At 57.5% G+C, this 13,365-nt stretch carries 12 protein-coding genes; 8 read left to right on the top strand and 4 right to left on the bottom strand.

Annotation, left to right across the window (positions count from 1 at the left end; translation table 11 throughout):
• The first annotated feature begins 11 nt into the window (after positions 1-11).
• The gene (locus ACOBR2_RS19405) at positions 12-695 is read left to right on the top strand and encodes a TetR/AcrR family transcriptional regulator (RefSeq protein ID WP_420237733.1); all 684 of its coding nucleotides are present in this window, start codon (positions 12-14) and stop codon (positions 693-695) included.
• A gap of 39 nt (positions 696-734) precedes the next feature.
• Here the strand turns inward: ACOBR2_RS19405 and ACOBR2_RS19400 are convergent, their stop codons facing one another.
• Positions 735-1,058, bottom strand: coding sequence for a DUF503 domain-containing protein (locus ACOBR2_RS19400; protein WP_420237732.1), 324 nt, complete (start codon positions 1,056-1,058; stop codon positions 735-737).
• A gap of 204 nt (positions 1,059-1,262) precedes the next feature.
• On the opposite strand from ACOBR2_RS19400, the gene ACOBR2_RS19395 reads away from it, so the two are divergent.
• Positions 1,263-2,171 carry an SPFH domain-containing protein gene (locus tag ACOBR2_RS19395; RefSeq protein ID WP_420237731.1) on the top strand — a complete coding sequence of 303 codons (909 nt, stop codon included), beginning with the start codon at positions 1,263-1,265 and terminating at the stop codon, positions 2,169-2,171.
• A 162-nt stretch (positions 2,172-2,333) separates the two neighbouring features.
• Positions 2,334-4,583, top strand: a complete 2,250-nt coding sequence (locus tag ACOBR2_RS19390) for a carbohydrate binding family 9 domain-containing protein (protein WP_420237730.1) — start codon at positions 2,334-2,336, stop codon at positions 4,581-4,583.
• A gap of 293 nt (positions 4,584-4,876) precedes the next feature.
• Here the strand turns inward: ACOBR2_RS19390 and ACOBR2_RS19385 are convergent, their stop codons facing one another.
• The gene (locus ACOBR2_RS19385) at positions 4,877-5,758 is read right to left on the bottom strand and encodes a hypothetical protein (RefSeq protein ID WP_420237729.1); all 882 of its coding nucleotides are present in this window, start codon (positions 5,756-5,758) and stop codon (positions 4,877-4,879) included.
• 96 nt (positions 5,759-5,854) lie between these two features.
• Here ACOBR2_RS19385 and ACOBR2_RS19380 point away from each other — a divergent pair, with 96 nt between their 5' ends.
• From ACOBR2_RS19380 to ACOBR2_RS19360, 5 genes are all read left to right on the top strand, one after another.
• Complete coding sequence (locus ACOBR2_RS19380) at positions 5,855-6,433, top strand: Maf family protein (protein WP_420237728.1); 579 nt, start codon at positions 5,855-5,857, stop codon at positions 6,431-6,433.
• A gap of 776 nt (positions 6,434-7,209) precedes the next feature.
• Positions 7,210-7,662 carry a DUF3857 domain-containing protein gene (locus tag ACOBR2_RS19375; RefSeq protein WP_420237727.1) on the top strand — a complete coding sequence of 151 codons (453 nt, stop codon included), beginning with the start codon at positions 7,210-7,212 and terminating at the stop codon, positions 7,660-7,662.
• A gap of 439 nt (positions 7,663-8,101) precedes the next feature.
• Positions 8,102-9,175, top strand: coding sequence for a hypothetical protein (locus tag ACOBR2_RS19370; RefSeq protein WP_420237726.1), 1,074 nt, complete (start codon positions 8,102-8,104; stop codon positions 9,173-9,175).
• Positions 9,175-9,357: a hypothetical protein gene (locus ACOBR2_RS19365; RefSeq protein WP_420237725.1), complete on the top strand. Its 183-nt coding sequence runs from the start codon at positions 9,175-9,177 to the stop codon at positions 9,355-9,357. The genes ACOBR2_RS19370 and ACOBR2_RS19365 overlap by 1 nt, the downstream gene beginning before the upstream one ends.
• Positions 9,358-9,486: 129 nt before the next feature.
• Positions 9,487-9,972, top strand: a complete 486-nt coding sequence (locus ACOBR2_RS19360) for a MerR family transcriptional regulator (protein WP_420237724.1) — start codon at positions 9,487-9,489, stop codon at positions 9,970-9,972.
• 286 nt (positions 9,973-10,258) lie between these two features.
• Here ACOBR2_RS19360 and msrA read toward each other — a convergent pair whose 3' ends face one another.
• Positions 10,259-10,738, bottom strand: coding sequence for a peptide-methionine (S)-S-oxide reductase MsrA (gene msrA, locus ACOBR2_RS19355; RefSeq protein ID WP_420237723.1), 480 nt, complete (start codon positions 10,736-10,738; stop codon positions 10,259-10,261).
• Between the two features lie 197 nt (positions 10,739-10,935).
• Positions 10,936-13,365 carry a pseudouridine synthase gene (locus ACOBR2_RS19350; RefSeq protein WP_420237722.1) on the bottom strand — a complete coding sequence of 810 codons (2,430 nt, stop codon included), beginning with the start codon at positions 13,363-13,365 and terminating at the stop codon, positions 10,936-10,938.

Below are 13,365 nucleotides of genomic sequence, written 5' to 3'. Positions count from 1 at the left end.
GTTAAAATAGTATGGACGAAGTTTTTATTGTGAAATTGCCTAACCCCATCGATATTTGCTGCTCCAAGCGACCGGTCGGCCGGCCGCGGAGCGAAGGCACGCGCGCTGCCATCCTGGCCAGCGCCTATGAGTTCCTGGAAACCCTTCCGGTGGCTGAAATTACCACGGTGCACATTGCCCGCAAGGCCGGTGCCAGTACCGCCACCGTCTATCGCTGGTGGTCTACCAAGGAAGCCCTGCTGCTGGACGCTTTTATGGATCGTATAGAAGCGCTCAAGGAACTACACGACGCGGGCACGCCGCTGGAACGGCTGCGCAGCCACGTGCTGGAGATTGGCCGCTTTTTTTCCGGCAAGAGCGGTATCGTGGTCGCCCGCCTGCTGACTGCCATTCAGGACAATGCCGTGCTGCGCGAAGAGTTTCTGGGGCGCGTCATCCAGCCAGAGACCCAGGACAAGCACGATCTGGTGGCCGAGGCCGTCCTCTCCGGGGAATTGCCCGCCAGCACCGATATTTCTTTTTTCCTCGATTGCATTATTGGTCCGCTGGTCGGACGGCTGCTCAAGCATCAAAGCCCCATCAACGATGAGTTCGTGTTGGCGGTCTTTGATCATGTGGTGGCGGGCGTTCGCGCCATCGCTCTAGCAAAATCAGGAATGCTGTATACGCAAGCCACAAGTCCAAAGTTGCCGTGACCTTCAGGGAACGGCAGCCTTGCACGATTTTTTCTGGGGCTAACTTTCCTGATTTTCCAGATACTCCCAGAAAGAATCGACCAGCTCGGCTCCGTGTTCGTTGAGCATGCGCCGGGCCGCGCGTTCCACCTCTTCCACCAGGCCGTGCAGATAGTCGCGCGAACGCGAAAGAGCCACCACGCCCAGCGTGGCGGACTGCCAGGTGACCGCCTCGTCCATCTCGGCAATCGAGATGTTGAAGCCCTGCCGTAGCTGATCCTTGACCGAACGTACCACCTGCCGCCGGTCTTTGAGCGACTGGGCGTGTTCGATGCGAATTTCAAGCGTCAGCAGAGCAACGGCCATGGAAGAGAAGAATTTCACGGCCAGTGTAAGCCGGATTCCCGTCTTTTCTGCAAGATTATTTCCAGACAAGCTTCCCTTGGTCAGTTTGCGGAGCCATTAAAGGCATCTGAACAATCGCCTGAAGGGCAGAGGAAAAGACCCTGCGGGGAACTCTCATCTGCGATTCTTTGCCGCCTGCTACAATCGCTGCTTGCTTTAAAAAAACAGCGGTGGAGGAGTCCTATGGACGTGGTATTTGCAGTCTTTCTCGGAGTGGTTGTCATCTTTCTGGTGAGCGTGGTTTTTGGCAGCTTCTTTACCGTAAACACGGCACAAGTGGCTGTGATCACGCGCTTTGGCAAGTTTCTGCGGGTGGCCGAGCCGGGCCTGAACTGGAAGATGCCGTACTTTGACACGGTGGCCGGTTTGGTTAGCCTGCGCGTCAACCAGATCACCCTCACCATGGAGACCAAGACCAAGGACAACGTCTTCGTGACCATCCCCATCTCGGTGCAGAATCGTGTCCGGCCGGAGAAGGTCTACGACGCTTTTTACAAGCTGAGCGATCCGGTGGCGCAGATCAAGAGCTACGTGGAGCAGGTGATTCTGGGCCATGTGCCCGGCATGACGCTCGATGAGGTTTTTGCCAGCCAGTCGTCGATTGCCGCAGCCGTCAAGCAGGAACTGGACGCCGATATGGCCGCCTTCGGTTACGAGATCGTCAACGTGCTGGTGACCGACATCGTTCCTGACCAGAAGGTAAAATCGGCGATGAACGACATCAACGCTGCCCAGCGGGAGCAGGTGGCCGCGGCCGCCCGTGGCGAGGCGGAAAAGATTCTGGTGGTGAAGAAGGCCGAAGCTGAAGCCGAGAGCAAGGCGCTGCAGGGGCAGGGTATTGCCAACCAGCGCAAGGCCATCATCGAGGGTCTGCAGACCTCGGTCGAAGGCTTCCAGAAAGCCGTCGAAGGCGCAACGTCGAAGGAAGTGATGCAGCTGGTGCTGGTCACGCAGTACTTTGACACGCTCAAGTCGATTGGCGAAAACGACAAGACCAGCACGCTCTTCCTGGCCCACTCGCCCAACGCCGTCAAGGAAGTCTCTGACCAGTTGATGGAATCGATTCTGGTGGCGCAGAGCGCGAACAAGTAAGGCGAGGCCTTCAGGCCCGGATCTTTGCAGTTTTTCCGCGAAAGTACTATCCGGGAACCGGAGGCAGGGTCGAGTACGTATATCTATTCCATGAAGTGCTGTATTCCTTTTGCCTTTCTAATTTTAAGTTGTGTCCTGGCGTCGGCGACTGCAAAACCGAATATGCAGCAAAAATCGGAAGCTGCCACGCAGATCAGTGAGAACAGGCTTCCACTGATTGATGCGCCTCTGACGCTGGCGGATTTTACCGGAATGCAGCCACGCGTGGAATTACGTGCAAAGCTCGGACATGTCTCCGGATTTATCCAGACCTCACCCAGCAACGGTGACGCGGCCAGTGAAGAGACCGAAGTGTGGATGGCGCACACACGGAAGACGATGTACTTTGTCTTTCTCTGCCATGATCGCCATCCGGAGCTGATCCGTAGCCATATGGCCCGCCGCGAGGATGTTTTAAACGACGACTATGTGACTGTTTTGCTGGACCCCTTCCGCGATCGTCGCACCGGCGTGAAGTTTCTGGTGAATCCCGTCGGAGTGCAGTCCGACGCTGCTTACAGCGAGTCGGATGGCACCGACTACAGCTATGACACGGTGTGGGATTCCGAGGGGCGCATCACCAAGGATGGCTGGATGGCGCTGGTGGCCATTCCGTTTCGCAGTCTGCGCTTTCACTCCGGCCAGGCAGAGTGGGGTGTGGTCCTGCGGAGAAATATTCCCCGCAACAGCGAGACCGATTACTGGCCGCGCGTCTCCGCCAACGTGAGCGGAATCCTGACTCAGGAGGGAACGCTGCAAGGTTTGCGCGGTGTGACCGAGTCGCACAATATTCAGATCAATCCCTATTTGCTGGCGCAGAACGAGCGCAAACTGGTCGACACTTACATGGGCGATCCGTATTTCAGCGCGCGCAAACTGGAAGGCACCGCTGGCGGCGAGGTCAAGTGGGTTCTGAAGAATCGCGTGGTGGTGGATGGAACGCTGAATCCGGATTTCAGCGATGTGGAATCGGATGCGCCGCAGTTTACGGTCGATCAGCGCTACCCGGTTTCCTACGCGGAACTGCGACCGTTTTTTCTGGAGAATGCCAACTACTTCAGTACGCCTTTTACGCTGGTCTACACGCGCACCATTCAGCGTCCGGAATTTGGCCTCCGCACTACGGGGAAACTGGGGAAGACCAATCAGGGAGTCTTTCTGACGGATGATCGAATGCCCGGGCTGCAAGTTTCCGCCAGCGATCCGCTCTATCAAAAGCACGCTCTGATTGCCGTGGGCAGAATCTCCGAGGATCTGGGCAAAGGTTCGAAGGTGGGGCTGGTCTATACCGATAAGGAATTCGGAAGCGGCTGGAACCGCGTTGGCGGAGCTGACTATACGCTGCGCTTCAACGACCACTGGAGTTCACAGGGACAGATGCTGCTCAGCTCCACCATGGGCGATCAGGATAATCCCGGCTATTCCGCCGGACCGGCCGAATATTTCTATCTCTCGCGCAGTGGACATGCCTTCAATTTCAATAACGGCTATACCGACATCAGCTCAGGATTCGCGACGCAGACCGGTTACATTCAGACTTCCAATATCCGCAGTGATTCCAACTACCTGAGCTATGAATGGTATCCGCGCCACAGTATCGTGCAGGGCTTCGGGCTCGAGAGCAGCGATAGCTTCGCCTTCGACCACAACAACAACCGCGTCTATCATTATTCGAGCTTTGATCCGTATTGGACGCTGCCGCGCAACTTTGTGATTGCTCCCCTTGTGGGGCAGAACTCGGACACGGTCATTCCGGCCAGCTACTCCGCGCTGAGCGGCAATAAAAACATTACGGAAAATTATGGCGGAGTGGTCTTTCGCGGCGCTCCCTGGTCGCAGTTCAGCTTTACTTTGCAGGCGTTGGAGAGTGACAATGTCAATTACAGTCCGGTTGCCAATCAGACGCCCTCTTTGCTCAAGCAGCAGACGGTGAATCTGACCCTTATTGCGCATCCGATGGCGGCGCTCACCATGACGAATTACTATCTGCTGGATCGCGATCACGCTTCAAAGGGTGGCGCTTTTGTTTATGAGACACAAACGATGCGCAGCAAGGTGAACTACCAGTTCACCCGAGCGTTCTCGGCGCGTGTGATCGTGGAGTACGATTCGACCCATGCAAATCCTGCTCTGACCACGCTGCAGAAAACCAGGCAACTCTCCTCACAGGCGTTGCTCACCTGGCTGCCACATCCGGGAACCGCTGTTTATCTGGGCTACAGCAACGATCTGCAAAATCTTGACCGCACTCTGTGCTATCGTCTGGCGGGTGGAGCATGTGACGCGAGCCAATCGGAAGTGCCGCGCAACAACACCCTGCTTGACGACAGCAAACAAATCTTTATGAAGGTTTCGTACCTGCTGCGCTTCTAAACTTCAGCCTGTCATCCTGAGTGACCGCAGGGAGTCGAAGGACCTGCGGTTGCTTTTTGCCTCTGCCTCCATGAACCATGGCTCCAAAGACACACAACTTCTGCGAAAGATTCTTGAAGAACAACCGCAGAACCTTGGACTCTAGAGCATCTCTCCCGCTTTTGCTCCCATACGCTAAATCCCCGCCCAGGCCGCAACAACAAAACGCGGTCTGGGAGGGGATTTGGGAAACACTTCTTTGCTGGATCAAGGACGCTGGCATGAAGCCGGCAAAACCTGCCCGGCTTTTGCCTCTAGAGTTTTTCTGCGTCCTCTTCCGTAGCAGGCGGAACTTCTGCCTCAAGCACGGGCTGCGCTTCCACAACCGGTGCTTCCACCGCAGGCAGAGCAGCGTCCAACGGGGCGGCAGAGGCTACCACCGGATCGGGATGGTTCGGATCCTGCTGCCAGAGCGCAAAGATCCACCAGAGCAGCACCACGATATAGACCACGCTGCTGCCGTTGTAGATCTTCTCCTGCAGACCCACGATGTTCTCGTACTCCTCGCGGGAGTGCGGAACAACATGCGTGGCAATGTACTGCCACACGCCACGCGCGGCAAGCTGGGCAGCGGCATAAACAGCCACACCTAGAATCAGGCGCAGGCCGTGCGAGCGCCAGCCAGCGCCAAAGCGGCGGCCAGTAAAGACCACCAGCAGGCAGAGCAGAATGGCCAGCATGCAGGCCAGCATGTCCGCGCGCTGGGCATAAAGCTGCATAAAACGCAGCACCGAGAGCGTGCCATGGCCTGCCAGCGTCTGCCACGAGGGCCACAGACCCCACACAGCCACAACTGCACCGCTGATCACCAGAAACGCCGCCGAGCAGATCAGCCATGCCTTGCGGCTCGCTCCGGTAAAGCTGCGGCGGGCCAGTTCCACCAGTACCGCCAGATTGGCCGTGCTGATGGCTACCGCCAGCCCCAAAAAGATGAAGTTCATCTTCAGCGGATCAAGCCTGCCGTAAAGCAAACGGCTGGTAAGCAGGCGCAATGTCACCAGAGCAATGCTGATGGCAAACAGAGGAAAGCGACGGGCGCGGTCCTTGCCCAGAAGAATCACTTCAAGCACAAGTAATGCGGCAAAACTCAGAGCCCAGAGAACCTGGACGAAATGGAAACCAAAGTCTAAATGCATGTAAACCTGTTGAGCCGGCACGGGTAGGGTCGCGCCGTCTTTCTCCTTTTAGTATATGGACGTTGGCGGGCCCGATTCAGCTGACATAATGCAAATATGCTGGTTTTAGCCTCTGCCTCGCCCCGCCGCCGCGCTCTGCTTGCCCAGTGCGGTTACAGCTTTGACGTTCTGCCTGCCGACCTGGATGAGTCGGTGCATGAGGGCGAAGATCCCGTCGCCTACGTAACCCGTCTGGCCGCGGAAAAGGCCCAGACCGTCCATGATCGCCTGCAGCGGGAAGGCCACAGCAGCAAGCGCATGGTGCTGGGGGCCGATACAACCGTCATCGTCGATGGCCAGATTCTGGGCAAACCTGCGGACGCTGCCGATGCGGCTTGCATGTTGCGTCTGCTGGCTGGCCGCGCTCATGTGGTGGCTACCGGCGTGGCCCTGGCCACGGCCCAGGGTGTTACCGCCTCCGCCGAGCAGACCACCGTGTATTTTTCCGCCATGAGCGAAGCAGAGATTGCCGCCTACGTCGCCACCGGCGAGCCCATGGACAAGGCCGGAGCCTACGGCATTCAGGGCCGCGCCGCCCGCTTCATTCCCCGCATCGAGGGCTGCTACTTCAACGTAGTAGGCCTGCCCCTGGCGCGTGTGACTTCCATGATCGATGCGGCACTGGCCAAGGGCTGATTGCCGCCGCGCCAGCCTTGAATTGTCCTCACAATTACATTGTCATCTTGAGCGCAGTTTGGCCGGTTTTTGGCCAAACGGAGTCGAAAGATCTGCGGTTGCTCTTTGCGACGGATGCCGGGTGCCCCAGGTCCCGTTTCTGGGACTTGGGAAAGCACGAACCCTGGAGTTTGTATCTGCGGCAGGAGCTTTGAAAGGGCACGACCTTACAGGCTATGGAAAAACTCATAGCGGAGCGAGGCAGGGGTTTTAACCCCTGCAAAAAGCGGTAAAATGAGCGCGGGCTTCAGCCCCGGAAGTCTTTCGGACGTTCGCCGCCAAAGTAAGAAAATGCCCGCGCCTAAAGGCGATATTCGCACCATTCATGCTTCAAGGGCCTGAAGGCCCTTGCTCCCTCCGCAAAGAGAAATCCACTCGGAGGCGAGTTTTTCCGCAGCCTGTTTATAGCGGTTCTCCAATTGCTGTACACCGAATCCACTGCCGCTGAGTGGTTTTTTCCTCATGAAAAAACCACCTTGCAGGATCTACAAAGGGCTACACCTATTGGAGAACCGCTCTAGCCCCTGCTTTGGATGCGAAGCTCCGATAAACTTCCGGGGCTGAGCCGCATTCATTTTGCCGCCTCTCTGCGGGGGGCATCGCCTTCCTGCCCGTTGTACGTTTGTTTTGCCTCTTCCCTTCGGCAGGCAGACACTGTTCTAAATTAAAATTTCTCAGCTTCATCAAGGATCAACACCATGTGGGCAGGGCGTTGTCTGAATCGGGCTGTACTCTTCTTGTCTCTGTTTTCTGTCTCCACCATGCTGCACGCACAGTTTCAGAAGCCAACCGAAGAAGAATTGAAGATGACCGCTGACCCAAAGAATCCGGGCGCGGCGGCCATCATCCTCAACCAGGAAGAGCTGGATAATGATCCCCGCCACGTGCGCACTATCTACGAGCGCATCAAGATTCTTACGGAAAAAGGCAAGGAACTCTCCACAGTCAATATTCCGTATGTAAACGAGGGATGGGGAGTCACCGACATTCAGGCCCGCACCATTCACGCCGATGGTACGATTATTCCGCTTGCAGGCAAACCGGAAGAACTTCTCCTGACCAAAACAGGAGACTTCACGGTCAGCCGCAAGGTCTTTAGCCTGCCCTCTGTAGAAGTGGGCAGCATCCTCGAGTACCGCTACGACCTATACTACGACCGCTTCTTTTCAACCCCGGAATGGAGGATCTAAAAGCCATACTCCGTACGCAAGGCGCATTACTCCTTTATTCCCTTTGGCAACTTTAAGCCCGGCGAAAATCTTCCATCCTGCCAATATTTGGCCGACGGAAAAGAGCGTGCCATTAATGCACTCGTATGGGTGGAAAATCTTCCTCCGGGAGTGAAGCTTGAGGGCAAACGCGGCATAGCTTACGAAGTGAATCTGGAAAATCTACCTCCCCTCCCGGAGGAAGATTTCATGCCGCCGACGCAAAACCTCGCCTACAAGGTGCGCTTTTATTACAAGCCTGAAGGAACCGTCAACGACTTCTGGAAGGACTCTACAAAGGAGTGGTCGAAATCCGTCGATCACTTTGCCGAAGCCAGTGGTTTCATCAAGGACGAAGTGGCCAAACTGATTGCCCCCTCCGACAGCGATTTGGACAAAGCAAAAAAAGTTGTATGCGGCGGTGCAATCACTGGACAATACCGACTACTCGCGAAGCAAAAGCGATACCGAGCGCCAGAAGTTGAAGCTGAAGGATATTCAGCACGCCGAGGACGTGTGGAAGCAAAAGAGTGGCGACAGCCAACAGATTGCCAAGCTTTACCTGGCCATGTTGCGCGCCGCCGAGATCAAAGCCTATGGCGTAAAAGTGGTCAATCGTGACAAAGGTGAGTTCGACCCGAGTTACATGTACATGGATCAGTTGAATGACATGCTGGTACAGGTTGATCTGGGGGGCAAGTTATATACGCTCGATCCGGGCGAGAAGATGTGCCCCTTTGGCATCGTGAACTGGAGACATGCCGGAGTGCGCGGCCTTGGTCAGGACGACAAGAAAGCGGGTCTGGCCGAGTTACCACACCTGAGTTATCGCGATAACTCGGCAAGTCGTACAGCGGTGTTGACGCTGGACGAGCAGGGCGGCATTCAGAGTGGCGTCGTACAGTTTTCTTACACCGGGCAAGTGGCTCTGGAGTGGCGGCAAAAGGCGCTCGAGAATGACCCCGAAGAGATGAAGAAACTTTTTGACCACGCACTGGAAGATCAGCTTCCGGAAGGGGTAGAAGCGCACCTGGACAACTTTCAGGGAATGGAAAATCCCGACGTGAGTCTGGTTGCCTACATCAAGGTTTCCGGCAGGATAGGTGCAGCCACTTCCAAGCGCCTCGTTTTGCCCGGACAGTTCTTCGATGTCCGTGGCCATCGTCCGTTTGTCAGTCAGGAAAAACGCCAGACGCCCGTGGACATGCACTACGCCAGAAAAACCACCGATCAGGTTACCTATAAATTCCCGGCGGACTACACCGTGGAGGGTGCTCCGGCAGACGACAACATCAAGTGGGAAAACCACGCGGTTTATATGGTGAAAACAGCCCGGCAGGCAGGCAACATCACCGTGGCCCGGGTTTTGATGCAGGCCTTTGATCAAGCCAAGCCGGAAGAGTATCAGGAGCTGCGCGGCTTCTACCAGAAGGTTGCCACAGCCGACCAACAACAGATCGTATTGACGGCGCAGAGTGCGGCCAAGGGGAACTGATGCAGAGAGCAATCAACTGTATTCCTGTTTTTCTCTCCTTTTCAGTGCTTTTCCTTGCTCTGCCGCTAGCGCAGGCCAAGGAGAAGAAGCTTCCGGCCCCCGACTGGGCCGTGCAGGCCGCCAAAACGCCCACTCCCGCTAGCGTGGGCGAAGCGTCCACCGTGGTGCTGAAGAAGCAGTAAGCCCGGAAGCGGGAAGCTCTGTTGCCTTTTTCGGAGCCAGAAAAATTATTTGCCTCGCGGCGTGTGCAAATCCTGCCCTATACTGCCTTTGGGAGTCCGGGGCAGGCTTGCCCCGGACAACGCGTAACCATGGCCACACAACTCAAGCGAAAACAAGACGTAGAAACCACCACCATTCCAGATCGCCTGTACTTCAAAATCGGCGATGTGGCGCGGATCTGTGCCGTGGAGACCTATGTGCTGCGCTTCTGGGAGACGCAGTTCCCGCAACTGAAGCCCAATAAGAGCGGCACCGGCCAGCGTCTCTATCGCCGCCATGAAGTGGAGCTGGCGCTGGAGATCAAGCGGCTGGTGCATGACGAAGGCTATACGCTGGCCGGAGCACGGCAGGCTCTGGAATCCACGGGCCGCCGCCGCGCACCAGAAAGTGTTCATCCCCTGCGCCCCTCTTCACCAGCTGCCCGGCAGGAAGCCGTAGCTGCCACCGTCGGCCATGCCCGTGCTGAACTGCGCGAGATTGCCGATCAGTTGGCCACCTCAGTTGCCAAACCGGCCAGAAAAAAGGCGCGGGTAACAACTATGCCGCTCTCTTCCGGCTCCCTGTTTCCGCTCTGAAGCCTTCAGAAAACAATCCATACAACAAAAAGCGGCCTCCCCATGGAGAAACCGCTTTTTTGTTTGGCCTGCTACAGACACTGGTGTCCTGAGTCTGAAGTCCTTGTCAAATTTAAGCCTGTCATCCTGAGCGACCGCAGGGAGTCGAAGGACCTGCGGTTGCTTTTTGCTTCTGCGTCCATGAACTCTGGTTCCAAAGACACACAACTTCTGCGGAAGATTCTTGAAGAACAACCGCAGATCTTCAGACTCAGGGCCCTGGCATGCGAACCTTAGAGACCGGGCTCTAAATGCCGCAGTGAGTCTGGCCGCGCTTTTCCAGATAGCGCTGGTGATAGTCCTCAGCCCGCCAAAAGGTTTGCGCTTCTTCCAGCCGGGTAACAATGCGCTTGGGCGCATAGTGGCCAGCTTCGGTCAGCTCTTCAATCTTGGCCTTGGCTGCCGCCTTTTGTTCGGGCGAGTGATGGAAGATGACCGAGCGGTACTGTGTGCCCCAGTCCGGCCCCTGACGATTGAGCGAGGTGGGATCATGCATCGAAAAGAAGGCGTCCAGCAGTTGCCCGTAGCTGATCTTTTCGTTGTCGAATTCCAGCTCCAGCGCCTCGGCGTGGCCGGTCGTGTCGGTACACACATCCTTGTAGGTGGGATTGTCGAGGCTGCCGCCTTCATAGCCCACTGCCGTGGATACTACGCCAGGAATCGCTGCGAACGCGACTTCCACACCCCAGAAGCATCCTGCCGCGAACGTTGCTTTTTCAATGCTCATTGACCAGTCTCCATAGAACAAAACCGCTGCGGTGGCTTTTCAGCACCGCAGCGGTTCGATTCTGTACCGGAATTATAGCGTTTTCGGAATGACTATAGATCGAAAGTGGATGCTGAGTGCCTTTTTCCCTCAAGAAAAAGGCACCTTGCAAGCTCTAAAAAGGGCTACATGTATTCCGAAAATGCTTTAAAGCGGTGTCAATACCGCTTCTTGCCACCAAAGCCACGGCTACCACCGCCGGGCTTACCCTTGAAGCCACCGGACTTGAAGCCGCCCGGCTTCTTTCCGCCGGAGGAAGGACGGCCGCTGCCACCCGGACGCGGCTTGCTGCCGAAACCAGGCTTGGAACCAAAGCTGGGCTTTCCGCCGTAAGCAGGCCGGCCCGTCGAAGGTCCACGGTCGCCTTCAGGGCGGGGACGCGGCGTGAATTCACGACGTTCTCCACCACCGGAGGGACGCTGCGGACGATCGCTATAGCTGCGCTGGGGACGATCACCACCCTCGGGACGGGGACGCGGCGTAAATTCACGACGCTCACCACCACCAAAGGCAGGCCGTTGCGGACGGTCACCATAGCTGCGCTGTGGGCGATCACCACCCTCGGAACGGGGACGCGGCGTAAATTCACGACGCTCACCACCACCAAAGGCAGGCCGTTGCGGACGGTCGCCATAGCTGCGCTGGGGCCGATCACCACCCTCGGGACGGGGACGCGGCGTAAATTCACGACGCTCACCACCACCAAAGGCAGGCCGTTGCGGACGGTCGCCATAGCTGCGCTGTGGGCGATCACCACCCTCGGGACGGGGACGCGGCGTAAATTCACGACGCTCACCACCACCAAAGGCAGGCCGCTGCGGACGGTCACCATAGCTGCGCTGTGGGCGCTCACCACCCTCGGGACGGGGGCGCGGCGTAAATTCACGACGCTCACCACCACCAAAGGCAGGCCGCTGCGGACGGTCACCATAGCTGCGTTGGGGCCGATCACCACCCTCGGGACGGGGGCGCGGCGTAAACTCACGACGCTCACCACCACCAAAGGCAGGCCGCTGCGGGCGGTCACCATAGCTACGCTGTGGGCGATCACCGTACTCGGGACGGGGACGCGGCGTGTAATCACGCAGTTCCCCATTCACGCGGTCAGACTGCGGCGGACGATTCTCCCCTTCCGGGCGACGGAAGGCAGGGCGGCTCGACGACCCACCGAAGCGGGGCTTGGAACCAAAGCTCTTACGATCGCCGGACGGGCGGAAAGGCTTGGAGCCGTAGCTCTTGCGGCGGCCATCGCCTTCGCCCGTCGGGTCAAAGGTGCGACCGGCTTCCTTCGGCAGCAAGCGGGTGGTCTTCATGCGGCGCGGCTTCAGCTTGCCCTGTGCGGTCAGGCGCAGAGCCTCCACTTCGTCCGTGTCCAGTTCGCGGGTCTTGCCCGGTTCCAGATCCAGAATCAGCGGACCGTAGCCCACGCGACGGATCTTCTCCACAAAGTGGCCGATGGAGGAGAACATCTTGCGCAGTTCGCGGTTACGACCCTCGATCAGAATCACTTCAAACCATGGGTTGTCGCCCTCACGCACCTGGCGGATGCGGGCCGGAGCCGTACGCACGCGACCAGAACCCTCGCCAGCACGCTCAATGGAAACACCTTCGCGCAGTTGTTCGAGCTCTTCGTCGGTAGGCTGACCGCTGACCTTAACCAGATAGGTCTTTTCCACGCCCGAACCGGCGCGCGAAAGCTGGTTGGCCAGTTCGCCATCATTGGTCACAAACAGCAGGCCCTCGCTCAGGTAATCGAGGCGGCCCACCGGGTACAGACGCAGGCCGATCTTATCAAAGAACTGCATGACGGTCGGACGGCCCTCGGGATCGCTAACCGTGGTCACGAAGCCCTTGGGCTTGTTCAGCATAAAGTAGCGATGACGCTCGGCACCCTGCAACAGCTTGCCGTCCACACGGATGTGATCGCGGATGGCGTCGGCCTTGATGCCCAGCATGGTGACGACTTCGCCGTTCACCTGCACCCGACCAGCTTCGATCAGCTCTTCCGCGTGGCGGCGGCTGGAGATGCCGGCCTTCGAAAGAATCTTCTGCAGACGCTCAAGCTTGCCCTCGGGCTTCTCCGCATGCTCACCGTCGGTTGCTTCCGCTTCGGTCGCGTCTTCTTCTTCTTCGACTTCTTCGTCTTCGTCTTCGTCGTCGTTGTCTTCTTCTTCGTCTACAGTGAAGACTTCTTCGTCGACCGGGAAGACTTCTTCTTCATCGTCATCGTCTTCAAGGTCCATCGCCAACTCGGCTTTGGCTTCTTCGGAAACTTTAGGCTCTTCCACCTTGACGAAAGTCTTCTTCGCGGGAGTCTTCTTGGCCGGTTCCTTCGCCTCAATAATGAGCATGGGCGTTACGGCTTCCTCGGGCTGTACTTCTTCTGCCGACTCTGTCCCCTTGGCGGCCTTTTTGGCGCGCGGCTTCTTGGGCTTGGCTTCTGCCTCAACGGCGGGAGTTTCAGCAATGTTTTCAACCGCTTCGGCGGCAACTTCTACAACGGGTTCCTTGGCCTTGCGGGTGCGCTTGGTTTTGGGCGCAGTTTCGTCCACCGGCTGGGCCGATGCGGATTGGGTCTCTTCTGTCAT

Origin of the sequence: Telmatobacter bradus (assembly GCF_048629425.1) — a bacterium.
Classification (GTDB): domain Bacteria; phylum Acidobacteriota; class Terriglobia; order Terriglobales; family Acidobacteriaceae; genus Telmatobacter; species Telmatobacter bradus.
Note: the sequence above shows the minus strand (reverse complement) of the source record. Positions and strands in the feature narration are given on the sequence as shown.

Excerpts from the sequence above, each read along its gene's own strand:
- ACOBR2_RS19405 (WP_420237733.1), top strand. The coding sequence starts at position 12 with ATGGACGAAGTTTTTATTGTGAAATTGCCTAACCCCATCGATATTTGC.
- ACOBR2_RS19395 (WP_420237731.1), top strand. The coding sequence starts at position 1,263 with ATGGACGTGGTATTTGCAGTCTTTCTCGGAGTGGTTGTCATCTTTCTG.
- ACOBR2_RS19390 (WP_420237730.1), top strand. The coding sequence starts at position 2,334 with ATGCAGCAAAAATCGGAAGCTGCCACGCAGATCAGTGAGAACAGGCTT.
- ACOBR2_RS19385 (WP_420237729.1), bottom strand. The coding sequence starts at position 5,758 with ATGCATTTAGACTTTGGTTTCCATTTCGTCCAGGTTCTCTGGGCTCTG.
- ACOBR2_RS19380 (WP_420237728.1), top strand. The coding sequence starts at position 5,855 with ATGCTGGTTTTAGCCTCTGCCTCGCCCCGCCGCCGCGCTCTGCTTGCC.
- ACOBR2_RS19365 (WP_420237725.1), top strand. The coding sequence starts at position 9,175 with ATGCAGAGAGCAATCAACTGTATTCCTGTTTTTCTCTCCTTTTCAGTG.
- ACOBR2_RS19360 (WP_420237724.1), top strand. The coding sequence starts at position 9,487 with ATGGCCACACAACTCAAGCGAAAACAAGACGTAGAAACCACCACCATT.
- msrA (WP_420237723.1), bottom strand. The coding sequence starts at position 10,738 with ATGAGCATTGAAAAAGCAACGTTCGCGGCAGGATGCTTCTGGGGTGTG.
- ACOBR2_RS19350 (WP_420237722.1), bottom strand. The coding sequence starts at position 13,365 with ATGACAGAAGAGACCCAATCCGCATCGGCCCAGCCGGTGGACGAAACT.